Annotated in this window: 21 protein-coding genes; 11 read left to right on the top strand and 10 right to left on the bottom strand. The window is 59.8% G+C overall.

Going from position 1 to position 23,636, the window contains the following annotated elements; translation table 11 throughout:
- The 7 genes from sucB to ABRP87_RS08520 all read left to right on the top strand — a co-directional run.
- On the top strand, positions 1 to 1,245 hold a 1,245-nt coding region (gene sucB, locus ABRP87_RS08550), incomplete at its 5' end, for a 2-oxoglutarate dehydrogenase, E2 component, dihydrolipoamide succinyltransferase (protein ID WP_349868341.1).
- Between the two features lie 298 nt (positions 1,246 to 1,543).
- A complete protein-coding gene (gene gcvP / locus ABRP87_RS08545; protein WP_349868340.1) occupies positions 1,544 to 4,387 on the top strand; it encodes an aminomethyl-transferring glycine dehydrogenase in 2,844 nt (947 codons plus the stop codon).
- A 2-nt stretch (positions 4,388 to 4,389) separates the two neighbouring features.
- Entirely contained in the window at positions 4,390 to 5,502 is a 1,113-nt protein-coding gene (gcvT, locus tag ABRP87_RS08540; RefSeq protein WP_349868339.1) for a glycine cleavage system aminomethyltransferase GcvT, read from the top strand.
- Positions 5,503 to 5,547: 45 nt separating this feature from the next.
- Positions 5,548 to 5,940 (top strand): glycine cleavage system protein GcvH, encoded by a 393-nt coding sequence (gcvH, locus tag ABRP87_RS08535; protein WP_349868338.1) that lies wholly within the window; start codon positions 5,548 to 5,550, stop codon positions 5,938 to 5,940.
- Between the two features lie 104 nt (positions 5,941 to 6,044).
- The gene (gene lipB, locus ABRP87_RS08530; protein ID WP_349868337.1) at positions 6,045 to 6,848 is read left to right on the top strand and encodes a lipoyl(octanoyl) transferase LipB; all 804 of its coding nucleotides are present in this window, start codon (positions 6,045 to 6,047) and stop codon (positions 6,846 to 6,848) included.
- 136 nt (positions 6,849 to 6,984) lie between these two features.
- Complete coding sequence (lipA, locus tag ABRP87_RS08525) at positions 6,985 to 8,049, top strand: lipoyl synthase (RefSeq protein ID WP_349868342.1); 1,065 nt, start codon at positions 6,985 to 6,987, stop codon at positions 8,047 to 8,049.
- A gap of 83 nt (positions 8,050 to 8,132) precedes the next feature.
- Positions 8,133 to 8,918 carry a DUF4191 domain-containing protein gene (locus tag ABRP87_RS08520; protein ID WP_005283977.1) on the top strand — a complete coding sequence of 262 codons (786 nt, stop codon included), beginning with the start codon at positions 8,133 to 8,135 and terminating at the stop codon, positions 8,916 to 8,918.
- A gap of 153 nt (positions 8,919 to 9,071) precedes the next feature.
- Here ABRP87_RS08520 and ABRP87_RS08515 read toward each other — a convergent pair whose 3' ends face one another.
- Positions 9,072 to 9,545, bottom strand: coding sequence for an RDD family protein (locus ABRP87_RS08515; RefSeq protein WP_239269733.1), 474 nt, complete (start codon positions 9,543 to 9,545; stop codon positions 9,072 to 9,074).
- 118 nt (positions 9,546 to 9,663) lie between these two features.
- Here ABRP87_RS08515 and glnA point away from each other — a divergent pair, with 118 nt between their 5' ends.
- The 3 genes from glnA (at position 9,664) to ABRP87_RS08500 (ending at position 12,680) form a co-directional block, all read left to right on the top strand.
- On the top strand, positions 9,664 to 11,097 hold the full coding sequence (gene glnA / locus ABRP87_RS08510) for a type I glutamate--ammonia ligase (RefSeq protein WP_239269732.1): 1,434 nt from the start codon (positions 9,664 to 9,666) through the stop codon (positions 11,095 to 11,097).
- Between the two features lie 233 nt (positions 11,098 to 11,330).
- Positions 11,331 to 12,275 (top strand): TDT family transporter, encoded by a 945-nt coding sequence (locus tag ABRP87_RS08505; protein ID WP_349868336.1) that lies wholly within the window; start codon positions 11,331 to 11,333, stop codon positions 12,273 to 12,275.
- Positions 12,276 to 12,305: 30 nt separating this feature from the next.
- Positions 12,306 to 12,680, top strand: a complete 375-nt coding sequence (locus tag ABRP87_RS08500; protein WP_349868335.1) for a hypothetical protein — start codon at positions 12,306 to 12,308, stop codon at positions 12,678 to 12,680.
- Here ABRP87_RS08500 and ABRP87_RS08495 read toward each other — a convergent pair.
- The 4 genes from ABRP87_RS08495 to thrC are packed head-to-tail and all read right to left on the bottom strand — an operon-like array spanning position 12,677 to position 15,669.
- Positions 12,677 to 13,222: an NUDIX hydrolase gene (locus tag ABRP87_RS08495; RefSeq protein ID WP_349868334.1), complete on the bottom strand. Its 546-nt coding sequence runs from the start codon at positions 13,220 to 13,222 to the stop codon at positions 12,677 to 12,679. The genes ABRP87_RS08500 and ABRP87_RS08495 overlap by 4 nt on opposite strands.
- 30 nt (positions 13,223 to 13,252) lie before the next feature.
- Entirely contained in the window at positions 13,253 to 14,044 is a 792-nt protein-coding gene (locus tag ABRP87_RS08490; protein ID WP_349868333.1) for a trypsin-like serine protease, read from the bottom strand.
- A 28-nt stretch (positions 14,045 to 14,072) separates the two neighbouring features.
- Positions 14,073 to 14,219 (bottom strand): hypothetical protein, encoded by a 147-nt coding sequence (locus tag ABRP87_RS08485; RefSeq protein ID WP_005278279.1) that lies wholly within the window; start codon positions 14,217 to 14,219, stop codon positions 14,073 to 14,075.
- A gap of 7 nt (positions 14,220 to 14,226) precedes the next feature.
- Complete coding sequence (thrC, locus tag ABRP87_RS08480; RefSeq protein WP_349868332.1) at positions 14,227 to 15,669, bottom strand: threonine synthase; 1,443 nt, start codon at positions 15,667 to 15,669, stop codon at positions 14,227 to 14,229.
- Between the two features lie 38 nt (positions 15,670 to 15,707).
- Between thrC and ABRP87_RS08475 the strand changes: the two genes are divergently transcribed.
- Positions 15,708 to 17,015: an MFS transporter gene (locus ABRP87_RS08475; protein WP_349864267.1), complete on the top strand. Its 1,308-nt coding sequence runs from the start codon at positions 15,708 to 15,710 to the stop codon at positions 17,013 to 17,015.
- A 4-nt stretch (positions 17,016 to 17,019) separates the two neighbouring features.
- Here the strand turns inward: ABRP87_RS08475 and ABRP87_RS08470 are convergent, their stop codons facing one another.
- From ABRP87_RS08470 to ABRP87_RS08450, 5 genes are all read right to left on the bottom strand, one after another.
- Positions 17,020 to 17,796, bottom strand: coding sequence for an AAA family ATPase (locus tag ABRP87_RS08470; RefSeq protein WP_349868331.1), 777 nt, complete (start codon positions 17,794 to 17,796; stop codon positions 17,020 to 17,022).
- 405 nt (positions 17,797 to 18,201) lie between these two features.
- Positions 18,202 to 18,669 (bottom strand): hypothetical protein, encoded by a 468-nt coding sequence (locus ABRP87_RS08465; protein ID WP_034659092.1) that lies wholly within the window; start codon positions 18,667 to 18,669, stop codon positions 18,202 to 18,204.
- Positions 18,662 to 19,033 carry a Cgl2226 family protein gene (locus ABRP87_RS08460; RefSeq protein WP_284869824.1) on the bottom strand — a complete coding sequence of 124 codons (372 nt, stop codon included), beginning with the start codon at positions 19,031 to 19,033 and terminating at the stop codon, positions 18,662 to 18,664. The genes ABRP87_RS08465 and ABRP87_RS08460 overlap by 8 nt, the downstream gene beginning before the upstream one ends.
- 97 nt (positions 19,034 to 19,130) lie before the next feature.
- Positions 19,131 to 22,190 (bottom strand): bifunctional [glutamine synthetase] adenylyltransferase/[glutamine synthetase]-adenylyl-L-tyrosine phosphorylase, encoded by a 3,060-nt coding sequence (locus ABRP87_RS08455; protein ID WP_349868330.1) that lies wholly within the window; start codon positions 22,188 to 22,190, stop codon positions 19,131 to 19,133.
- A 7-nt stretch (positions 22,191 to 22,197) separates the two neighbouring features.
- On the bottom strand, positions 22,198 to 23,535 hold the full coding sequence (locus tag ABRP87_RS08450) for a glutamine synthetase family protein (RefSeq protein WP_349864276.1): 1,338 nt from the start codon (positions 23,533 to 23,535) through the stop codon (positions 22,198 to 22,200).
- Between the last annotated feature and the right edge of the window lie 101 nt (positions 23,536 to 23,636).

Genomic DNA, 23,636 nt, shown 5'->3' with positions numbered 1-23,636 from the left:
TCCACCGACAAGGTCGACACCGAAATCCCCTCCCCCGTTGCCGGTACCCTGGTAGAAATCCTCGCCGAAGAAGACGAAACCATCGAGGTCGGCGAAGCCATCGCCCGCGTCGGCGACGAAAACGCCGCACCATCCTCCGATGACTCCGACTCCGACGACGACAAGTCCGAGGACAAGAAGGAAGAGCCTAAGTCTGACAAGAAGAAGGAAGACAAGGGCGAGCCTGCCAAGGAGGAGAAGAAGGAAGAACCGAAGCAGGATTCTTCCCTGAACACCTCCACCAAGGTCAACAACGGCGATAACGTTCCATACGTCACCCCGTTGGTTCGCAAGCTGGCGGATAAGCACGGCGTGGACCTCAATTCCATTGAGGGCACCGGTGTGGGCGGACGCATCCGCAAGCAGGACGTCCTTGCCGCTGCTGGTGAGGGCGATGCGAAGGCATCGGCAGGCGACGGCAAGAAGGCTGCTGACTCCCCACGCGCACGCTGGTCCACCAAGTCCGTGGATCCGGAAAAGCAGGAGCTTATCGGCACCACCCAGAAGGTCAACCGCATCCGCGAAATCACCGCTACCAAGATGGTGGAAGCGCTGCAGATTTCCGCACAGCTTACCCACGTGCAGGAAGTCGACATGACTCCTATCTGGGATATGCGCAAGAAGAACAAGCAGGCGTTCATTGATAAGTACGGCGCTAACCTGTCCTTCCTGCCTTTCATCGTGAAGGCCACCACGGAGGCTTTGGTCTCCCACCCGAACGTGAACGCCTCCTATGACCCAGAGACCAAGGAGATGACCTACCACGAGGATGTCAACGTCGCCATCGCCGTAGACACCCCGAAGGGTCTGCTCACCCCGGTCATCCACAAGGCACAGAACCTGTCCTTGCCGGAAATCGCGCAGCAGATTGCAGAGCTGGCTGATAAGGCCCGCAATAACAAGCTGAAGCCGAATGACCTGACCGGTGCCACCTTCACCGTGACCAATATCGGTTCCGAGGGCGCCCTGCTCGATACCCCGATCCTGGTTCCGCCACAGGCCGGAATCCTGGGTACCGCGGCTATCCAGAAGCGCGCCGTCGTGGTCAACGAGAACGGCCAGGATGCCATCGCCATCCGCCAGATGTGCTTCCTGCCATTCACCTACGACCACCAGGTCATCGATGGTGCAGACGCTGGTCGCTTCATCACCACCATCAAGGACCGCCTGGAGACTGCAGACTTCGAGGCTGACCTCGATATCTAAAAGCAGTTAGCTAACTGGCATACCTCCCGCTCCTTCAACGCGAAGGGGACGGGAGGTTTTGTCATGCCTGGGGTACTCCGCGGGGGTGTGGCGGGAGAACTTCCGGCACAAATATCAGAGGAGTTTTATCCCCGCACTACAGGGCATATTTCACTAAGTGGGAGGTAAGCGGGCTACGACACATTTCCATCGGTGAGTGGCTGCATAAAAGTTTCTCAAGGTCGCTGTTTTTACCGGTTGCTAAACATATACTTAGGGGCGGTTAAGACCATTGCACCCGATGAAGGAGACCTCACAGATGGATTTCATCTCCCGCCACCTAGGGCCGGATTCTTCCGAGCAGGCCGCCATGCTCGGCACGGTGGGCTACGACAGCGTGCAGGCGCTTGTCGATGCCGCCATTCCACCCAAGATCCGCGCTACGGAACTTCCCCACCTCCCAGAAGCACTCTCTGAAGACGGGGCACAGGCCGCTTTGCGGGAGTTCGCCAACCAAAACACCGTGCTGAAGCCCTTCTATGGCCAGGGCTACTCAGACACCCTGACCCCGGCCGTCATCCGCCGCGGCCTGCTTGAGGATGCCGGCTGGTATACCGCGTATACCCCCTACCAGCCCGAGATTTCCCAGGGCCGTTTGGAGGCCTTGCTCAATTTCCAGACCATGATCGAGTCTCTTACAGGGCTGCCCATCGCGAATGCCTCCCTGTTGGATGAGGCTTCCGCTACCGCCGAGGCGGTCGGTTTGATGTCCCGCGCGGTGAAGAAGGGCCGCCGCGTCGTGCTGGACTCCCGCCTCCACCCGCAGGTGCTCACCGTTGCCGCTGAGCGCGCCCGCGCCATTGACCTCGAGGTAGAGATCGTGGACGTGCGCGAGGGCTTGGTGGGTGAAGATCTCATCGGTGCTGTCATCGCCTACACCGGCACCGAAGGCGAAATTTTCGATCCCTCTGGCGTGATTGAAGAGCTGCACACCCGCGGCGCGCTGGCCTCCGTGGTCACTGACCCGCTGTCCCTGCTGCTTCTGGAAGGCCCCGGAAACTTGGGTGCAGATATCGTCTTGGGCTCGTCCCAGCGCTTTGGTGTGCCCCTCTTCTTCGGCGGCCCGCACGCTGCCTACATGGCGGTAACGGATAAGCTCAAGCGCCAGATGCCGGGCCGCATCGTCGGCGTCTCCAAGGATGCAGATGGCCGCCCGGCCTACCGCTTGGCGCTGCAGACCCGCGAGCAGCACATCCGCCGCGAGCGCGCGACCTCCAATATTTGTACTGCCCAGGCACTTTTGGCCAATGTGGCCTCGATGTATGCCGTCTACCATGGGCCGAAGGGACTCAAGGACATCGCCGAGCGCGTGCACAGCTTGTCCTCCTCCTTCGCCCAGTCCATCGTGGATGCTGGTTTGGAGATTACATCGCAGCACTTCTTCGATACCGTCACCGTCTGCGGTGTTGACGCCCAGAAGATCAAGGCCGATCTGCAGGATGCGGGCTACTTGGTGCGCGCAATCGGAACCGACAAGGTATCCGTATCCTTCGGTGAATCCGCTACGCAGCGCGATGTCGCACACTTGGCAGAGGCCTTCGGCGCCACCCCGGCTGAAGCAAACTTTGACCTGCCGGAGAACCTGCAGCGTGCCGAGGAACCGCTAGAGCACGAGATTTTCCACTCCATCCATTCTGAGACCCAGATGCTGCGCTACCTGCGCAAGCTCGCGGACAAGGACTTGGCGCTGGACCGCTCCATGATTCCGCTGGGCTCGTGCACCATGAAGCTCAACCCCACCGCGGCCATGGAGCCCATCTCCTGGCCAGAATTCGCGGGCATCCACCCGTATGCCCCAGAAGAAACCACGGCGGGCTGGCGCGCGTTGGTGGAAGAGATCGAAGGCTGGCTCGCCGAGCTTACCGGCTATGCCAAGGTCTCCATCCAGCCGAATGCCGGCTCCCAGGGCGAGTTGGCGGGTCTACTGGCCATTCGCCGCTACCACGTGGCCAATGGCGATAATGAGCGCGATGTCGTGCTCATCCCGGCCTCCGCGCACGGCACCAACGCCGCTTCTGCCACCCTGGCTAACCTGCGCGTCGCCGTGGTCAAGACCGCCGAGGACGGACCCATTGACGTCGCGGACTTGGAAGAAAAGATCGAAAAGCACGGCAACCACATCGCCGGCATCATGGTTACCTACCCCTCCACCCACGGCGTCTTCGACCCCGAGGTGCGCGATGTGTGCGATAAGGTGCACGCGGTCGGCGGCCAAGTCTACATCGATGGCGCCAACATGAACGCGCTGACCGGCTGGGCACGCCCAGGCGATTTCGGCGGCGATGTCTCCCACCTCAACCTGCACAAGACCTTCACCATTCCGCACGGTGGCGGCGGCCCGGGCGTTGGCCCGGTGGCTGTGGCAGAACACCTCATCCCTTTCCTACCCAGCGATGCCGCATCCCCTGAGCTTGATGCCACCGCGGAAACCCCTGTTGGCCAGGGCGTTCCCATTACCGGCAGCAAGTACGGCTCCGCCGGCGTCCTGCCCATTTCCTGGGCTTACCTGGCCATGACCGGTGCCGAGGGCCTCGCCGCCGCATCCGGCCACGCAGTATTGGGCGCTAACTACCTGGCGGCCTCGCTCAACGAATACTTCCCCGTCCTCTACACCGGCAACGAGGGCTTGGTGGCACACGAGTGCATCATCGATTTGCGCGAGCTTACCGATGCCTCCGGGGTCACCGCCGCCGATGTGGCCAAGCGCCTCATTGACTTCGGCTTCCACGCCCCCACCCTGGCCTTCCCCGTGGCCGGTACCTTGATGATTGAGCCCACCGAGTCTGAAGACAAGGGCGAGCTGGATCGCTTCATCGAAGCCATGCGCACCATCCGTGCCGAAATCCAGGAGATCATCGACGGTGAGGTGGCCTACGAGGACTCCGTTATCCACCACGCACCGTTTACGGCTGAGTCGGTAGCAACCGATAACTGGGAGTACTCCTTCGGCCGCGACAAGGCCGCGTGGCCGGTCAAATCCCTATTGCATAGCTACAAGTATTTCCCACCGGTTCGCCGCCTCGATGAGGCTTACGGCGACCGCAACCTGGTGTGCAGCTGCCCGCCGCCAGAAGCATTCGAGATCGACGATTCCGAGGAGTAACAATGACCGAACTTCTAACCTCCCCGCTCAATGCCAAGCATGAGGAACTCGGCGCTACCTTCACGGCCTTTGGGCCGTGGAATATGCCGCTGAAGTACAACAGCGAGCTGGAAGAACACCGCGCCGTTCGCACCAGCGCCGGCCTGTTTGATCTCTCCCACATGGGAGAAATCTGGGTCAATGGACCCGACGCCGGCAAGTTCTTGTCCTACTCCTTCATCTCGAACTTGGATTCGCTGAAGGTGGGCAAGGCCAAGTACTCCATGATCACCGCTGAAGACGGCGGCATCATCGATGACCTGATCTCTTACCGCTTCGAGGAGGACAAGTTCCTCGTTGTACCCAATGCCGGCAATGCCGATACCGTCTGGGACGAGCTCAATAAGCGCTGCGAGGGTTTTGACGTTGAGCTCAAGAACGAGTCCCACGACGTTGCCATGATCGCCGTGCAGGGCCCCAAGGCCGCGGAGATCCTCGTCCCGCTGGTAGAGGACAATAAGCAAGAGGCCGTCTACGAGCTGGGCTACTACGCCGCCACGATGGGCAAGGTGGCGCGCACCTTCGCCATCATCGCGCGCACCGGTTATACCGGCGAGGATGGCTTCGAGCTCATCGTCTACAACTCCGATGCCCCGCAGCTGTGGGAAGAATTGCTCAAGGCGGGCGCGGAATATGACATCAAGCCGTGCGGCCTAGCCGCGCGCGATTCGCTGCGTCTGGAGGCCGGCATGCCGCTCTACGGCAACGAGCTCTCCCGCGATATCACCCCGGTAGAAGCGGGCATGTCGCGCGCCTTTGCCAAGAAAGAAGCGGACTTCGTCGGTGCAGAGGTCATCCGCAAGCGCGCCGAGGAGGGCCCGCAGGTCGTTATCTCCGGGCTCACCTCGGATCAGCGCCGCGCCGCGCGCGCCGGCGCCGAGGTTTTCCTCAATGACACCAAGGTCGGCACCGTCACCTCGGGTCAGCCCTCCCCCACGCTTGACCACCCAGTGGCCATTGCGCTGCTTGATACCAGCGCGGAGCTCGAACCGGGCACCGCGGTAGAGGTAGAAATCCGCGGCAAGCGTTATCCTTTTGAAGTAACCGCGTTGCCGTTCTACAAGCGCGATAAGTAAGCCACCCCAATACCCTAAATATTCAGCCCGAAAGGACTACATACCATGTCTAACCTGCCCCAAGACTTTTCCTACTCCGAAGACCACGAATGGGTTAACGCCGCCAAGGATGCCGTAGAAGGCAAGACCGTTCGCATCGGCATCACCTCCATTGCCGCAGACCGCTTGGGTGAGGTCGTCTTCGCAGAGCTGCCTGAGGTTGGCGATACCGTCACCGCCGGCGATTCCTGTGGCGAGGTCGAATCCACCAAGTCCGTATCTGACCTGTTCTCCCCGGTCACCGGCACCGTGAAGGCCATCAACGATGCCGTGCACGATGACTACGCCGTCATCAACAACGACCCCTTCGGTGAAGGCTGGCTCTTCGAGGTCGAGGTGGATGAAGCAGGCGAGCTCATGGAGGCTGACGAATACGCTTCCGCTAACGGCCTCGACTAAACGGCGGTTAGTTCGACGCCCCTCGCACATAAAATAAAGCGGGAGAATGCCATGGCATTCTCCCGCTTTGCTTTTCCCTACCAAAGAAGACGACACTAGAGATTATGACTGCACCACGCGATCCTTTCTTTCCCGCTGAACGCTCCATTCGCGCCTCGGACAACCCCCTTGAAATACGCCACTTGGGCCGCATGGATTACCAAGAGGCATGGGATTATCAAGCGGAGGTGGCGGCGGCGCGCGCGCAGGGCACGCAGGACGATGTGGTCTTAGTGGTCGAACACCCCAATATCTACACCGCGGGCAAGCGCACGCAGCCTGAGGACATGCCGGATAACGATCTGCCGGTTATCACCGTGGACCGCGGTGGGCGGATCACCTGGCACGGGGAAGGGCAGTTGGTGCTCTACCCCATCATCAAGCTGGCGGAACCTGTCGATGTTGTCGATTATGTCCGCCGCCTCGAGGAGGCCACCATCCAGGCGGTGCGCGAGATGGGCGTGACTACCGCAGGCCGAATCGATGGTCGCTCTGGGGTATGGGTTCCCTCTACCACCCAGGCTAAAGATCCTTCCGCCTCGCAACGCGATCGCAAGATTGCCGCGCTGGGAATCCGCATTACCCGCGGGGTGACCATGCACGGCCTAGCGCTTAACTGCAGCAATACGCTGGAGTACTACGACCACATCGTGGCCTGTGGCATCGATGATGCAGATATCACCACGCTGTCGCTCGAACTCGGCCGCGAGGTCATGATGGAAGAAGCCTCACAGCCGCTATTGCGGGCGCTTGATGATGCCCTCTCCGGCCGCCTCATCGTCGCCGATCACAGTTTCGGTTCCGCACCCGATCCCACGAAGATTGCGAATGAGAAGGCGCGGGAGCGGCGTCGGCAAGCGCAGGTTTAAGCCCCGTGGCCCTAGTTTGGGGCTAGCGTGGAATAGTTGTGCGCCCGCGCGCCTTGAACCAAGAAGAGCTATTAGCCATCACCATCTTTGATCGATAAAGTGAGTATTTGTGACTGTAAAGCCTGAAGGACGCAAGATGCTCCGCATTGAAAAGAAAAATGCGGAGTCGCCCATCGAACAAAAGCCGCGGTGGATCCGCAACCAGGTTCGCACCGGACCGGGCTATGAGGACATGAAATCCCGCGTGGCCGGTGCTTCCCTGCACACCGTCTGCCAAGAAGCCGGTTGTCCGAATATCCACGAATGCTGGGAATCCCGCGAGGCAACCTTCCTTATCGGCGGCGATAAGTGCACCCGCCGTTGCGACTTCTGCGATATTGCTACCGGCAAGCCGGAACCGCTCGACCGCGACGAGCCGCGCCGCGTGGCCGAAAACATCCAGGAAATGGACCTCAACTACACCACCATTACCGGTGTGACCCGCGATGACCTTCCGGATGAGGGCGCGTGGCTGTATGCGGAGATCGTGCGCAAGATCCACGAGCTCAACCCGCACACCGGCGTGGAGAACCTCACCCCGGATTTCTCTGGCAAGCCGGACCTGCTCGAAGAGGTCTTCGAGGCGCAGCCGGAGGTATTCGCCCACAACCTGGAGACCGTGCCGCGCATCTTCAAGCGCATCCGCCCGGCCTTCCGCTACGAGCGCTCCCTCGATGTCATCCGCCAGGCCCACGACTACGGCCTTATTACCAAGTCCAACCTGATTTTGGGCATGGGCGAGACCGAGGACGAGGTTGAGGAAGCATTGCGCGACCTGCGCGAGGCTGGCTGTGACATCATCACCATCACCCAGTACCTGCGCCCCGGCCCGCGCTTCCACCCCATCGAGCGCTGGGTGCGCCCGGAAGAGTTCGTGGCTCACTCCAAGCTGGCTAAGGAACTGGGCTTCGGCGGCGTCATGTCCGGCCCGCTGGTTCGCTCCTCCTACCGCGCCGGACGCCTATACGTCCAGGCCATGGAAAAGCGCGGCTGGGAATTGCCAGAGAACCTCAAGCACTTAAAGGAGACCTCCCAGGGCGCTACCGCCCAGGAGGCATCCACCTTGCTGGATAAGTACGGCCCTTCGGAAGAAACCCCGGTGACCACCCGCATGGCCAAGACTCCGGCCAATGCTAATTCGGTCGCGGCAACCGTGCGCTAAAACCTCGGAGTTTTCCTACTCGGCCCTCGCCATCTGCGGGGGCCGTTTAACATTTTTGTCACCTGACCTTTAAAGTAGGAACCATGGCGAAAGATGACAAAGCAGCCCTGAAAGCTGCCAAGAAGCAAGAACGCGCGGCCAAGCGCCAAAAGCGTAAGCAAACCTGGTCACAGTTGTGGCAGGCATTCAATTTGCAGCGCAAGCAGGATAAGGCGCTCATCCCTATCATGCTGGCCGCCTTCCTCGGCGTCGGCCTATTATTCTTCCTCATTGGCACGCTCTTTAATGGCCAGTGGTTCATGCTGATTATCGGCTTGGGTTTGGGCGCGCTTTTGGCGATGTTCCTGTTTACCCGCCGCCTAGAACGCGATATGTACAAGCGCGTCGAAGACCAGCCCGGCGCCGCCGGTTGGGCCTTGGAGCAGCAGCTGCGCAATACCGTCGGCATTGTATGGTCCGTAAAATCCGGCATCGCCGCCACCCGCCAGCAGGACCTAATCCACCGAGTCATCGGCAATGCGGGCGTCATCTTCGTGTGCGAGGGCAATAAGAACCGCCTTCGCCCCACCCTTAACCAGCTAAAAAAGCGCGTGGACAAGATTGCCGGCGGCGTGCCAGTCTATGAGGTATACGTCGGCACCGGCGAAGACGAGGTGCCTGTATCCAAGCTGCGCAACCACCTCATGAAGCTGCCGCGCAACTACAATAAGAACGCCACCTACGACAATATCCGCCGCATTGAGGCCATGGACTCCATGCCTGGGACGATGCCGGGCATGCCCAAGGGCCCAATGCCGCAGCAGGCGCAGAACATGTCCGGCATGAACCGCCGCATGCGCCGCGCGCAACAGCGCAAGGGCAAGGGCTAAACACACCGTTAGCCCTTCGCCTTGGCTAGGCTTTCGGCTCTCGCCTTGCTCTACAACACAAACAGTCCCTGCAACCTCCCGCTTGGGAAAGGTTGCAGGGACTGTAGTGGTTTTCGTAGCTTTACGGTGCGCGGGTCTTATCCCCGCGCGCCGCTAAGAGTTGATAACGACGGTGCCCGTCGCCCGGTCGTGCATGCCGCGCCCGTCCGCGTCCACCATGGCGGCTGGGAAGATGACGCCGGTAAGCAGCGTGCGCACTGCCGCGCGCCAGAAACCCACCTGCGCGCCAGGCACATCCAAGCGGGCCACGCCCATGCCAAGGATGAGCATGCCCGGGGTGCGTGCGAATAACCAGCCGCACACGATGCCCATTAATGCCCAGAGCGCATAGCCCAAAAAGGACACGCCGCCGAGCTGCGTGGTGACCATGTGGATGACGTTGGCCAGCAGCATGCAAATGATCCAGTCAATGGCTACGGCGCCTGCGCGGCGGCCTACCGACGCCATGGACCCAGGTCCAGATTCCGGCAAGCCCAAGTTTTCACCTGGCCACCGGCTGGGGGTTCCTGCATCGTCATATTCGCCCGGAATATTGGGCCCATCGAGCCACGTGCGCTTGTCTGCCATGCTCACCAATTTAGTTGCCCCTCACCCAGAAGTGAAACGAGGCCAATGGCCATGCTGGGTGGATAAAACTAGTAGGCTATAGGCAGATAATTCATCGGCCAACAAACAGGAGGCAATCTTGTCTTTCGAGACAGTGCAGGACATCGTCCAATATATTCAGGATGAGGACGTAAAGTTCGTGGATGTCCGCTTTACGGACGTCCCCGGCACCGAGCACCACTTTTCCATCCCTGCCAGCGAATTTACTGAAGAAGATGCCGAAAATGGCTTGGCCTTTGATGGTTCTTCCATTCGTGGGTTTACCACCATTGAAGAATCCGATATGACGCTGCTGCCGGATCCGGCCACCGCGCATATCGATCCCTTCCGTTCGGCGAAGACCCTGAATATCAAGTTCTTCGTCCACGATCCCTTTACCTTTGAGCCTTTTACCCGTGACTCGCGCAATATTGCCCGCAAGGCCGAGGAATACTTGCAGTCCACGGGCATCGCCGATACCTGTAACTTTGGCGCCGAGGCCGAGTTCTACCTCTTCGATTCCGTGCGCTATGGCACCGATATGCAACACGGTTTCTATGAGGTGGACTCGAACGAAGGCTGGTGGAACCGCGATAACGAGACCAACTTGGACGGCACCCCCAATACCGGTTACAAGACCCGCGTAAAGGGCGGCTACTTTCCCACCCCGCCGTACGATAAGCACAGCGAGGTCCGCGATGACATCGTGGCCAACCTGCAAGAGGTCGGCTTCCAGATCGAGCGTTTCCACCATGAGGTGGGCGCGGCCCAAAACGAGATCAACTATCGCTTCAACTCGCTGCTGCACGCCGGCGATGACATCCAGACCTTCAAGTACGTGGTCAAGCGCACCGCCCAGGAGTGGGGCAAGACCGCGACCTTCATGCCTAAGCCGCTGGCTGGCGATAATGGTTCTGGCATGCACGCCCACATGTCCTTGTGGAAGGACGGCGAGCCCCTCTTCCACGATGAGGCTGGCTACGCCGGGCTTTCCGATATCGCCCGCTACTTCATCGGCGGCATCCTCCACCACGCCGGCGCCGTGCTCGCCTTTACCAACCCAACGCTGAACTCCTACCACCGCCTGGTTCCTGGCTTCGAGGCGCCGATCAACCTGGTGTACTCCCAGCGCAACCGTTCGGCTGCGATCCGCATCCCGATTACCGGTTCCAACCCGAAGGCTAAGCGCATCGAGTTCCGCGCCCCGGACCCATCCAGCAACCCATACCTGGCCTTTGCCGCCATGATGATGGCCGGTGTGGATGGTGTGAAGAACCGCATTGAGCCGCACGCCCCGGTGGATAAGGACCTCTACGAGCTGCCGCCAGCAGAGGCTGAGTCCATCCCGCAGGCACCAACCTCCCTGGAGGCTTCCCTGGAGGCGCTGAAGGAAGACATGGACTTCCTGACCGAGGGCGATGTATTTACCGAGGATCTCCTCGAGACCTACATCAACTACAAGTACGAAAACGAGATCAACCCCGCGCGCCTGCGTCCCACCCCGCAGGAGTTCGAGCTCTACTTCGACTGCTAAGCCGTCACTGCAAGTTCTCAGCTTGCATTTTCTACAAAGCAGCCACCTAACCAATGCTTAGGTGGCTGCTTTCTTTTGCTTGCGGTGGCACTGCTAGGTATATCCGAGAGCTTCGCCATAATCGCTGCCCACTTTGAGGATGGACGCTCTCCAGCGCACGCATGAGGGTTTTCACCAAATTAAAAGCGGCTCAGTCTAAGTAAGAAGCTCTAGATGAAATTAGAATCTAGGTAGTGACTGATAAATTCCGCCAACTTCCCCCTCCTGGTCCTGCCTGGGCCGGCAGCCTCATGGGCACCTCCATCGTCTCGCGCATGTTGGTTGAAGAAGACATGCTCGTTGCCGCAGGTGTATTTGCGGCACTCGCATGCGCCATCTTCGTCGTGCTGACTGCCGGTTACGCCCGCTACCGCAGTCCGCGGTTTGAGCGGACCACCATGGCGGAATGGTCCATGTTTTTCATCGGCGTCCTCGCGCTTGGGGCGGCACTATCCGGGTTGACGGGCATTGGAGTATTCCGCCTCGTCGGCTTTTGGATCGGTGGCCCCGTCACCGTTATCACGTGGGGCATTCAGCTCACCCGCTTCGATGGACAGCCGCGCTTTACCTGGGGCCTTCCCTTAGTAGGGCCGATGATTTCGGCATCGGTAGCCGGGTGGCTGGCCCGCGATTATGGGCAGATCTACCACATCATGGGCACCGCGCTCTTCGCCATGTCCTTGCTGACGGCAGTCCCGGTATTTGCCTACGTCTACTGGGCGGCCTGGCACGGCACGGTGGATTTTAGTGGTGGTAAATCCGCCACCGCGTGGGTGCCGCTAGGCGTGGTTGGGCAATCTACCACCGCAATGCAGATCCTCTACCCCGGCAGTATCTCCGTGTACTACGGTCTTATTGCCCTTGCTATTGCCATCCCGCTATCGCTTTATGCGATGGTGACTTTCTATCCGCAAGCAGCGCGCTGGGTTCCCTACTCCCCTGCGTGGTGGGCCTGCACCTTCCCGCCTGGCACCGTGAGCATGGGCGGGCACCAGACAGCATTGGTCAATGGTTCAGAATGGCTTGATGTTGTCGCGCTGAGCATTCCCCTGCTCCTTATCGCGCACTGGTGCCTGTGCTCGGCGCGTTTCTTAGGCTGGCTCTGGGAGGGCCGCACGCGCAAAGAACTGACTCACTAGGAGGTGTCTTTCCTCGTCTATCATCGGGCTATGAGCTCTTCGCCTATTACCTTCATCGCCTGGGATGCTGCGGACCTTACCGGGGTGAGGGAAGTGCTCGCCGGTCTGCGGCGCGACGGGGTCTTTTTGTGCCGAGCAGGCCTGGTTCTTGAAACCTCCTGGCTTGGCGATGGCGCCCAGGATTTCTATGGCACCGCCTGGGAATGGGGTCCAAAAGATTGCGAGCTATTTTTTGAGCTCGCGCGGCGGGGAAAGCTGCTGATGACTATCGGTGCCACGGTCATCTGCTGCGGATCCGATAAAGACGCGGCGGAGGCTCAAGAATGTATCGCTCAAGAGCTGGTCGTAGCGAAGAGCGCGGATGAGCTCAAGCAACTACTCATCGGCGCGGAGGAAACGCGCTAGAGCCCGGGCTGCTCGCTGCGCTTCATCCAGCCCATGCGGGGAGAAAACCCCTGCGGGTGCTTGAGGTGCGCCACGGCATCCGCGACCATCAGGCGATGGCGGCGCGACAAGCTATCCGGAAGGTGGGCCACCGAGAACCACTGCGCTTCGGTGTTTTCTTCATCGCTAATGACGGGCTCAGCGCCGTCGGCGACAGATAGGCGCAGCGCGGTGCCCATGAACATGCATTCATCGCCATTAGGATAGGTCACTGGGCCGGACTGGCCAACGCCAAGGAGCGCTTCCACCTTGGCATCGAGGCCTACCTCTTCCTTGACCTCGCGCAAGGCGGTGGTCGTAATCTCCTCGCCAGGCTCACAAATGCCTTCCACAGGGGTCCACACGGCATTATCCGCGCGCTTGACCAGAAGTACGGACGGCACCTCCCACAGGGCCGCACCGGTTGGTACATCGCGGAGAATGATGGCGCTGCACGCGGGGACGAAGATCTGATCGTGGCCGATGGATTCGCGCAGCTTCACAATATAATCGGGCGTTGGCATACCACCTAGCGTAGCCAATCTTGGCTGGTCTTATGCCACGGGGCCGAGGACCTTCAGCGCCAGTTCCTGGATATCCGGTGCGGTGGTAAAGGCCACGTCGATGTTTTGTTGCGTGTCTTCACAGCTATGCCCCTCGTCCAAGGGCTCGGTGATTCCAGAGACCAGCCCCACGATGGTCTGCCGGCCGTCTACATCGCCGTAGACGGGCCCGCCGGAATCCCCGACCGCGCTGCACATCTCCGCCAGGGCCGCATTGGAATCATGTTCTAGACCCTGGTAATTCAGTTGTGTGGAATCCACCGCGTTTTTCACGTTCCCACAGGTCACAATGGTGGAACTGCCCAGCTTGCATACCGCATCCGGCAGCTTGTCCAGCTGCGTCGCTACGGTGGTGGCTACCTCGCCTGGGGTGAAGTAGTCCGCGTCGCGGTACAGCTCGATGAAGGCAACGTCCAAGTGGTTGGTCTCCTCGGCAAAGAAATCCGAATAAATCACCTCGCCTACCGGATCGGCTGGGTATACAAAATCGCCCTCTTCGGTTCCGCCCCAGACCTTATCGCCAGGTTTGCCGCAATGGGAGGCTGTCACGGCGATGGTGCGGCCATCGGCAAGCGCGAAGGACCACGCCGCGGTGCAGGACTGGAAGTTAAAGTACTCGCCCGGCTGCGGGTCACTCGTGGTTAAATTCAGCGCGGCGCCTGGGGGTACCGGCACCACCGCGGGCTCATAAAATTCATTCGGCGGCGCCGGCGGTGACGTGTCGGTGGATTGCGCAACCACCCCATCCTGCTGCTGGGTGGCATCGGTGCTACACGATGCCACCGTAAACAGCCCTGCTGCTGCCAGCAGGCTACTGGCTATCCGTACCCGCGTCACCTGCAGAGTCCTTGTCCTGTTCTTCCTTATCCGCCTCTGCTTGTGCTTTTAAGTCGCGGATGAATTTTTCCGGATCAAATTCGGTATAGTGCTCCGGTCCGGCGAAGTTTTCTAATGCCATGTGGTGGCTACACCTCCGTGTTCTTGATGCTTGAGGTAATAAAGTCCTTGACCGCTGCGGCATCGTTGGGCAGATCCGTCACGTGGCGCTCCGCGTTCAAGATGTCAGCAAACCGCTCCGGTGGCTGCGGCGCGCTCCCGATGGCCTCGGTGATGGTTTCGCTGAATTTTACCGGCAGTGCCGTCTCCAAGCAGACGATAGGCGTCGTCACGCCCTCTTTTTGGGCCGCACGCGCCACCTTGATGCCATCGGCCGTGTGCGGATCCGCCAGGTAACCATAACGCTCGTTCACGTCCTTGATGGTGGCGAGGCGGTCTTCATGGGTGGAGGAACCGGACAAGAAACCGTAGTCTTCACGCGCGGCCGTAATGAGATCTTCTTCAAGGTTAAACCCGCCTTCTTTGACCTTTGTGCCAAAGAGATCCGCAACGCGGGAGGCATCGCGTCCTAAAAGATCGAAGGCGAAGCGCTCGAAGTTGGAGGCGCGGGAAATATCCATAGACGGCGATGAGGTGGCCATGGTTTCCGCGGCTGGCCGCGGGCGGTAGTTGCCGGTGCGGAAGAACTCATCCAATACATTATTCTCGTTCGTCGCCACGATGAGGCGATCGATGGGAAGACCCATGCTGCGCGCGATATGCCCGGCGCAGATATCGCCGAAGTTACCGGTAGGAACGCTAAAGGACACCTTTTGCTCGTTATTATCGGTGACCTTGATCCAGCAGGAAATATAGTAAACCACCTGGGCCAACAGGCGGGCCCAGTTAATGGAGTTGACCGCGCCGATGCGGTAGTTGGCCTTAAATTCCGCATCGCTGGAGACGGCCTTTACCACGTCCTGGCAATCATCAAAGACACCGTCGAGGGCGATATTGAAGATATTCGGATCATCCAGGCCAAACATTTGCGCCTGCTGGAAGGCGGTCATGCGCCCAGCCGGAGTCAACATGAAAACGCGGATGCCGTCGCGCCCACGCATGGCGTACTCAGCAGAAGAGCCGGTATCGCCAGAGGTAGCGCCCAAAATATTCAGCGTCTCCCCGCGGCGGGCGAGCTCGTATTCAAAAAGCTCGCCCAAAAGCTGCATGGCCATATCTTTAAATGCAGCGGTGGGCCCCTCGGAAAGGTGGCCTATAAAGAGGTCATCGCCAAGCTCAGTGACCGGGACGATCTCCGGGGAGGCAAACTTCGGGCTGGTATATGCTCGGGCAGCGATTTTATCCAGATCTCCCTCTGGAATATCATCAATAAACAGCTTGATTACCTCAGCCGCAAGAGCGGCATAGCCGTCAGTTTTGGCCACTGTGCGCCACGTATCCAGCGTGGCGGAGTCCAGTTGCGGGTAGGTTTCAGGCAGGTATAGGCCACCATCGGGCGCTAGCCCTCCCAAGAGGATATCCGTAAAGGATGCGGGCTGGCCGGTGGTATCACGGGTCGAAATATACTTCACAAGATGAATCCTAGTAGTTAACGCGTAAGGTATCAGCCATGTCGCAGCCAAATCCAAGAGAAGTTATCACAACCCAGGCGTTAATGATTTGGGTCGCGGCCATGGCGGTCTACCTCGTAGCCATTACCGGGCGGTCTTCCTTCGGCGTAGCCGGCCTCGATGCCATCGAGCGCTTCGACGTCGATGCCGGGCGCATCGCGGTATTTACCTCCGTGCAATTGGGCGTCTATGCCATCGCACAAATCCCCACCGGCATGCTGATCGATAAATTCGGCCCCCGAATCCTACTCGTGGTAGGCGCAGTCATCATGGGCGTCGGCCAGGTCATGCTCGGTTTTACCAGCAATTACGGGGTAGCCATCATCGCGCGCGTGCTCATCGGTGCCGGCGATGCCACGGGCTTCCTGTCGGTGATGCGCATCCTGCCCTACTGGTTCCCGCTACACCGCACGCCGATGTTTACCCAGGTGACCTCCTCCATTGGCCAGATGGGGCAATTCATTTCCGCCGTCCCCTTCCTCTGGTTGCTAGGGACTGCGGGTTGGACCGCAGCGTTCGTGACCCTGGGTGCAGTGGGCATCCTCGTCGCCATTGCCGCCGCCGTCGCGGTCGCTGACTCCCCAGAGAAGCTCGGGGTTATTCCGCTGGAGAAGGAACCGCCCAATTCCCAGGGCAGCAGCATCGGCGCGCGCTTAAAGGCGGTCTTTACCTCGCCCATCGCCTGGCAGGCATACTTTATTCACTACAGCGGGATGTTGCCGCTGATTGTCTTTGTCATGCTGTGGGGCATGCCCATGATGACCCAAGGCATGGAACTATCCAAGGGCAAAGCCAGCCTCGTGCTCACCCTCTTGGCCGTATTTTTGGTTCTTGTCGGACCCTTGCACGGCCGGATTTCCTCCCGCGCGCAGAATATCCGCCCCTGGGTCGCGCTCGGGTTCGTAAGCCTGCACGTACTGACCTGGGTACTATTCTTCGCCTTCGGCACCGGCGGGGGTCTGGCGGCCATCACCGTGGTCTCCTTTATCCTGGCGCTGTGCACGCCGACGTCAAATTATGGCTTCGACATCATCCGCGAGAACATGGACCGCTCTGTCGTCGCTACCGCCACCGGCTTGGGCAATATGGGCGGGTTTACCTCCGGCATGTTGGGCGCGCAATTATTCGGCATGGTCTTGGACCACTCTGCCGATGCCCCCAATTACTCCATGCCCGATTTCACCTCCGCCTCACTCGCCGTCCTCGCCGTATGGCTGTGCGGCATGGCTGGTGTCGTCATCACCCACATCCTGCGCCGGCGCGGCGGCTACGCGGGTCCATCAGTGAGGATCGTGGAAGTAACCTAGCGGTCTATTCAGGCCTTTCGACCTCGTCCACCGTGATGTCGGCCGCCTCTGTGTCCTCCGCCTCTGCATCTTCTGCGTCTGGGTCCAAGATAAAGTTGATGGTCCCCTCAGGGTCTTCGAGGAACTCCCTAGTGGCGGCCACGGCTTCGGCCTCATCAAAGGAAATGCGCTGGAAGCCGGTGTCATTTAATTCCACGATATCGGCATTGGGGCAGCCCAGCAGAATGGGTGAATGCGTGGCGATAAATACCTGCGCGCCGCGGTCAACGGCTTGGGCGATTTCCGCTATCAATGCCAATTGCCGGACGACGGACAAGCCCGATTCTGGTTCATCCAGAATATAGACCCCAGCGCCATCGACTCGCTCATAGAGCACATCGAAGACGGACTCGCCGTGCGAGCGGGCCTGCACATCCACCTGCGTGGGCAGGGTGGAACGCCCGCCGGTTTCCTCGGGGGATTGCTCGCGCGATAGCAGGTATTCGTGGGTTTCCGCCCTCAGGAAATAAGCGCGCTGGATAAGCTCCGTGCACTCGCAGGCCACCGGGCTTACTGGCAAGATTGCTTCCGGATCCCCCATCCGGCCGCCCTTGGGAGAGCACCCAAGATCCGTTGCCATGGCGGCCAAGAGGCTGGATTTTCCTATGCCGTTATCGCCGACGAAAATCGTCACCGGGCGGGTAAAGGAAAATCTCCTTAAATCTGCTAGGTAATCGAAGGCAGGCAGGCTGCGGCGATAATCTCGCGGCAGGGACTTCAGGCGAATGGCATCAACCAACATGCCTGGCACTTTAGCAGCAGCAGCGGCGCTTGGATGGGGTCTTCACGTTATCGCCACGCTATTGCTGCTGCTACCTCGAGTACGGACTTGAGGTGCAGGATTAAAGGATCCCCGGTTGCTGCTTGGGCAATGGTCTCTGCTGGCACCGCATTTACCGCAAACGCTATCGCCAATCCCCCGCTAATAGGAAATACTATGGCTGCGGCCACCGCCAAGGTTGTAGATAACTTATTCTTGATTGTCATCGTCTCCTCCATTCCCTCGGTAACGCACACCTTTATTCGTTACCGTTTCGTTATGGGATAACTCTAGGGAGACGAGCTGTTAAGGCCATGCCGTCAGTCTGCCGGTTTCCTGAAACTTCGCGGGGACCATTCGCAGGCAATCCGGGGCCACGGCACTGGTCTAATTCGCCGGGGCGCTTTCAGCCACGATGCCATCGCTGGCTGGGATGACAATCCCTTTCTCAAAGGCACCAATGATGGCCTTTTCATCGTCTTCATCCAGCTCACCAGAGGCCACGGCGCTCTTTAACTCGCGCTCTAGATACTGCCGGACATCAGACTTTCCGGATTTATTCTGGGTAATATCGCGCGGCACCGATTCCAAGGGAATCCCCAACGCCTTCGCCAGCGACATCACGCGATTGGCCTCTGAGGACGCATCGCCTCCCACTGCACCATTAACCTGGGCGGGCGCTTCTTCCTGCACCACTCCCCCGGCTACGGCATCACCCACGGTCATCGTCCCTTTAGGCGGGTGATGGCGGTTGGTTGCCCACGTGCCAACAACGACGGCGATTATGGCCGCCACGGCGATACAGCCCCAGAGGTAGATAAGCTTTCTGCGGTGGGCTCCCGGTGATTTAGCCATGGTAATCCGAACTTCCCCCGAAGAATCCGTATCCATTACCGCGCGAGGAATTGCCAGTGCCGCGTTCATTCAAGATATCGATGAGCGAGCGGATCGTGGCCTCCCCAATGCGGTCGCCGCGCCCGCGCGAGCGGGAGTCCGTGCCGCCCTCGCGGCCAAGGTCGTCTTGGTGATGCGGCGCATCAACGTTCTGCCCGGCGCGGGACGCGCCCGTCTGTGGGGCCGAGACCTCAATGGTCAAGGTGGTGCCATCTAACTCTAGGACGTCATCATCACGGACCCCAGCCGCGCGAGCGGCAGAAAGCAAGGCGGCCAATTCTCCAACCGTGGCGGAGTCCACATCGAGCTGCAGCTGAAATGACATAACCAAAGATCCTTTCTCTAACTTGTTCCTACTTTAGAGTCCGATACTTTAAAAGTTAAGAGAATTAGCGCTGCATAGACCAAGTTATGCGGCAACTTTAAGAATGCTCGAAGGATTCCTCCTCTCCCCAAAAGACTTCATCGACCACCTTGCGCGCGTGCCGGGTCAATTTCAGGTATGTATCCAAGAAATCCTGGTTATTCTCCGGCGTCCAGCCGGCCGCACCGGCCACCTGTGCCAGTTGTGGTCCGGGCCCAGGCAATTGATCCACGCGCTTGCCGCGCACCAGCACCAACGCATTGCGGGCATCCGTTGCCATCAACCACGCATCTCGCAGGTCACCGGTTTGATCGGCGCTTAATATTCCGCTTTCTTCCAGCGCATCCAATACCGGCAAGGTCCCTGGCTGCCGCAGCTTGGGATGTTCGTGCCCGTGCATCATAATCAGCAGCTGCACCGTCCACTCAATATCGGTCAGGGCGCCGCGCCCCAACTTCGTGTGAGTGGTGCGGTCAGCTCCCCGCGGCAAGCGCTCGTTATCCACCCGAGCCTTCATGCGCCGGATGGCGCGAATGGTGGACTGGCTCGCGCCGCTATCCGGGTAGCGGTATTCATCGATCATCTCCATAAAGCGCTGGCCCACTTCCTCGTCCCCAGCGATGAAGGCCGCGCGCAGCAGCGCCTGCATTTCCCAGGCCTCGCCCCACTCGCGGTAATAGCGCTTGTAGGAGGCAATGCTGCGCACCACCGCACCAGATCGCCCTTCCGGGCGCAGGCCCAGGTCGACGTCCAAGGGCGGATCCCCAGAGGGCTTGGCAAGGCGGCGTCGCAGCTTATCGACGATCCCGATGGCCCACCGCATGGCCTCGCCTTCATCGTCTGCAGCCTCAGGCTCTGCCACAAAAAGAACATCTGCATCGGAGCCGAACCCAAGCTCACGGCCACCGAGCCGGCCCATACCAATAACCGCAATGCGCGCCGGCGGTTCCGCATCCTCGTGGTCATTCCGCCAGGCCCGTACCTCCGCGCGGAGGGCGGCTTCCAATACCGCGTTCCAGATAGTCGACAGCTCTTGGCATACCTGCTCAACGGGGATAATCCCTAAGAGATCGCCACTGGCGATGCGCGCCAGCTCCACCCTGCGCAGCGAGCGCGCGACCGCCACCGCCTTATCCGGGTGCGCATGGCGCTTGCTGGAATTAACCAGCGCCTTAGACACCTGCTCCGGCTTAGTTTCGAGCAACTTGGGACCGGTCGCGCCATCGGAAAGCTGCTTCACCGAATCCGGGGCGCTGATGATAAGGTCCGCGGTAAATGGCGAGGTTCCCAGAATATGCATCAAGCGCTGGCCGACGATCCCCTCATCCCGCAGGATGCGCAGGAACCACGACTTATCCCGGGCGGCCTCAGATAGCTTGCGGTAATTGAGCAACCCCATATCTGGATCGGCGGTGTCTGCCAGCCATTCCATCAAGGTCGGCAGCAAGATGGCTTGAATGCGTGCCTTGCGGGAGGTACCGGATGCCAAAGAGGTCAGGTGCTCGAAGGCACGTACCGGCGAGCTATACCCCAATGCCGCAAGCTGCAGCTTTGCCGCCTCCGGCGAAAGTTTGAGCTCATCGGCGGACATGGTCACCACGGAATTGAGCAGCGGGCGATAAAACAAGCGCGAGTGCAACTCAGAAATGCGCATTCTGATGCGCCGCAAATGCGCAAGCATGCCCTGCACTGCAGACTTAGTGCCCTGCGGGGAAAACCCTGAAATTACCGCGAGCCAGTTCAGGCCCGCTTCATCATCGTCTGCCGGCAGCGTGTGCGTGCGGCGGAAGCGCTCCAATTGCAGGCGGTGTTCTAAAAGGCGCAAGAATTCATAAGCCTCGATGAGCTGCGTGCCGTCTTCGCGGCCCACGTAGCCGGCGGAGATAAGCGCGTCGAGGGCATCCACTGTCGACAGCGCGCGCAGAGATTCATCGGAACGCCCGTGCACCAATTGGAGCAATTGCACCGCGAATTCAATATCGCGCAGCCCACCGACGCCCAACTTGAGCTCGCGATGTTTGAGCTCATCCGGCACATTATCCAATACGCGCCGGCGCATGGCTTGGACGTCTTCCACGAAGGAATCGCGCTGCGAGGCCGTCCAGACCATCGGCCGGATTTGCTCCAAGTAATCCTCTCCCAGCGGCAGGTAACCGGTCATCGCCCGCGCCTTGAGCAGCGCCTGGAATTCCCAGGTTTCTGCCCACCGGCGGTAGTAGGTCACGTGCGAATCCAACGTGCGCACCAGCGCCCCAGACTTACCCTCTGGCCGCAGGTTCGCATCGACATCAAAAAATGTCGTCGACCCAATCCGGTTAAACTCCGCGGCGAGCCGGGTGGCCTTGGGAGTTGCCTCGCTGCCGACGAAGATGACGTCCACGTCGGAGATATAGTTCAGCTCCCCGGCACCGCACTTGCCCATCGCCATTACCGCAAGCTGTGCATCGAGCGGATCGTCGCCGTAGATCTTGCGCACCGCAACGGCAAGGGAGGCCGTGAGGGCGGCATCGGCAAGCGCCGTAGTCAGCGTGGTGACCTGCCGGAAGCTTACCTCCGGCTGCGGGCGGGATTGCCCCTTGCGGGAGTGGAAGGTACCCGCCACATCGTGCGCGGCAAGCCGCATCATCAGCGTGCGGTACTGGGTCCGCATCTCCTTTTTATGCTCGCCCTCGCTCGCGCGGTACGTACCCGGCGCGCTGAGATCGTCCCTCGCTGGATCCGGAGCATCGAGCTCTGCGGCAAACGTTGCCGGCTGCGCCCCCACCGTTTCAAGCAAGCTGGTGAGCATCTCTTCTGGCTCCGGGAGCGGCTTTTTCAGCTCCTCCCACAGCTCCGGGTGGGCGGCAAGGTGATCCCCAAACGCCGTCGACGCACCCAAGAGGGCGAGGAGACGCACCCTCACTTGCTCATTGCTGCGGATTTCCGCATCGAGCTCCGGGGCCTGTTCGTAAATGCGCACGAGGTTATTAAGGGCCAAATCTGGATCACCGACCGCAGCCAGCGTCCATAAAAGGTCAACGGACTCCGGGTTATTCCATCCCAGTTGTTCTAAGTCTTGTGCGGCATGGGACCGGCTAAGGCCCAGCGACGCCGGCGAAGGCACCGTGGCAGGACGCATTATTCTCCTAGAAGTTCAGGTTGTTGCGCAGCTCGACTGTCGTAATTTGGCGCTGGTAATCGCGCCATTCTTCCCATTTGGCGCGCAAGAAGAACTCGAAGACATGCTCTCCCAAGACCTCCGCCATAAATTCGGACTTTTCAAACTCGCGCAGGGCCTGATCCATGCTGGAGGGCAGATCCTTATACCCCATGGCGCGGCGTTCCCGGTGGGTGAGCTGGTGGACATCGTCTTCTGCAGGCTCGTCTAATTCATAGCCCTCCCGGATGCCCCGCAGCCCTGCGGCAAGGATGACGGCATAGCCCAGGTATGGGTTCATGGAGGCATCAATGGACCGGATTTCCACCCGGCGCGATTCTTCCTTGGTCAGGCGGTATGTAGGCACGCGCACCAGGGCGGAACGGTTCTGCACGCCCCACGTGACCGAGCCCGGCGCCTCATTGCCAAACATCAGCCGCTTATAGGAGTTGGGCCACTGGTTGATAATGGGGCTCATCTCCGTAGAGTGCTCCAAAATCCCGGCAATAAACTGCTTGGCGGTGTGCGAGAGCGAAAATTCATCGTCCGGATCGTGGAAGGCGTTGGACTGGCCTTCAAACAGGCTAAAGTGCGTGTGCATTCCTGAGCCCGGGAGATCCTCAAAGGGCTTGGGCATAAACGTTGCCCGCACATTGGAATCCGTGGCCACCTGCTTAATAACCCGCCGGAAGGTCATAATATTATCCGCCATGGTCAGCACGTCGGCGTGGCGGAGATCGATTTCCTGCTGGCCCGGCGCGGTTTCGTGGTGGCTAAATTCGGTGGCGATGCCGAGTGATTCCAGCGCAAGCATGGCGCGGCGGCGGAATAGCGGCGCGGTATCGTGCGTCGCTTGGTCGAAATACCCGCCATTATCGGTGGGGACCAGGTCTGTCAGTTCCTTGCTGTGTTCCAGCAGGTAGAACTCAATTTCTGGCGAGGCCATGCAGGTAAATCCATCATTGGCGGCCTCGGTGACCTGGCGGCGCAGGATATGGCGCGGATCTACCACGGAGGGCTGGCCGTCTGGCTGCGCAATATCGCAGAACATGCGCGCCGTTTGCAGGTCCGGCTCGTTGTCATCAAAGGGCAGGATTTGGAAGGTGGAGGGATCCGGCAGCGCAATGGTGTCTGATTCAGAGATGCGGGAAAATCCCTCTACCGACGAGCCATCAAAGCCAATCCCCTCCTCAAAGGCGGATTCGAGTTCGGAGGGGCTCATCACTACGGATTTGAGGGCGCCCATGATATCCGTAAACCACAAGCGGATAAAGCGGATATCGCGTTCCTCAACGGTGCGTAAGACGAATTCGTGTTGGCTATTCATGCCCTAAACCTTACCGGCTCACCGCTAGCCAGTGTGCAGTTCATTAGTCAATTTCCACATGGTCAGATTCGCAGGTCGGCAGAGTATTCAGGGGGTAGCAA

Source organism: Corynebacterium sp. KPL2830, assembly GCF_040225635.1.
Lineage (GTDB): Bacteria > Actinomycetota > Actinomycetes > Mycobacteriales > Mycobacteriaceae > Corynebacterium.
The sequence above is the reverse complement of the archived record's forward strand: the minus strand, read 5'-3'. Positions and strand labels throughout refer to the sequence as shown.

What these genes read in the sequence shown, in the direction of transcription:
- ABRP87_RS08475 (WP_349864267.1), top strand. Translation starts at nt 15,708, where the DNA reads ATGTCGCAGCCAAATCCAAGAGAAGTTATCACAACCCAGGCGTTAATG.
- lipB (WP_349868337.1), top strand. Translation starts at nt 6,045, where the DNA reads ATGACTGCACCACGCGATCCTTTCTTTCCCGCTGAACGCTCCATTCGC.
- ABRP87_RS08515 (WP_239269733.1), bottom strand. Translation starts at nt 9,545, where the DNA reads ATGGCAGACAAGCGCACGTGGCTCGATGGGCCCAATATTCCGGGCGAA.
- lipA (WP_349868342.1), top strand. Translation starts at nt 6,985, where the DNA reads ATGCTCCGCATTGAAAAGAAAAATGCGGAGTCGCCCATCGAACAAAAG.
- ABRP87_RS08450 (WP_349864276.1), bottom strand. Translation starts at nt 23,535, where the DNA reads ATGAATAGCCAACACGAATTCGTCTTACGCACCGTTGAGGAACGCGAT.
- ABRP87_RS08455 (WP_349868330.1), bottom strand. Translation starts at nt 22,190, where the DNA reads ATGCGTCCTGCCACGGTGCCTTCGCCGGCGTCGCTGGGCCTTAGCCGG.
- ABRP87_RS08460 (WP_284869824.1), bottom strand. Translation starts at nt 19,033, where the DNA reads ATGTCATTTCAGCTGCAGCTCGATGTGGACTCCGCCACGGTTGGAGAA.
- ABRP87_RS08485 (WP_005278279.1), bottom strand. Translation starts at nt 14,219, where the DNA reads ATGGCATTAGAAAACTTCGCCGGACCGGAGCACTATACCGAATTTGAT.
- ABRP87_RS08495 (WP_349868334.1), bottom strand. Translation starts at nt 13,222, where the DNA reads ATGCCAACGCCCGATTATATTGTGAAGCTGCGCGAATCCATCGGCCAC.
- gcvT (WP_349868339.1), top strand. Translation starts at nt 4,390, where the DNA reads ATGACCGAACTTCTAACCTCCCCGCTCAATGCCAAGCATGAGGAACTC.
- ABRP87_RS08465 (WP_034659092.1), bottom strand. Translation starts at nt 18,669, where the DNA reads ATGGCTAAATCACCGGGAGCCCACCGCAGAAAGCTTATCTACCTCTGG.
- gcvH (WP_349868338.1), top strand. Translation starts at nt 5,548, where the DNA reads ATGTCTAACCTGCCCCAAGACTTTTCCTACTCCGAAGACCACGAATGG.
- gcvP (WP_349868340.1), top strand. Translation starts at nt 1,544, where the DNA reads ATGGATTTCATCTCCCGCCACCTAGGGCCGGATTCTTCCGAGCAGGCC.
- ABRP87_RS08500 (WP_349868335.1), top strand. Translation starts at nt 12,306, where the DNA reads ATGAGCTCTTCGCCTATTACCTTCATCGCCTGGGATGCTGCGGACCTT.
- ABRP87_RS08470 (WP_349868331.1), bottom strand. Translation starts at nt 17,796, where the DNA reads ATGTTGGTTGATGCCATTCGCCTGAAGTCCCTGCCGCGAGATTATCGC.
- ABRP87_RS08520 (WP_005283977.1), top strand. Translation starts at nt 8,133, where the DNA reads ATGGCGAAAGATGACAAAGCAGCCCTGAAAGCTGCCAAGAAGCAAGAA.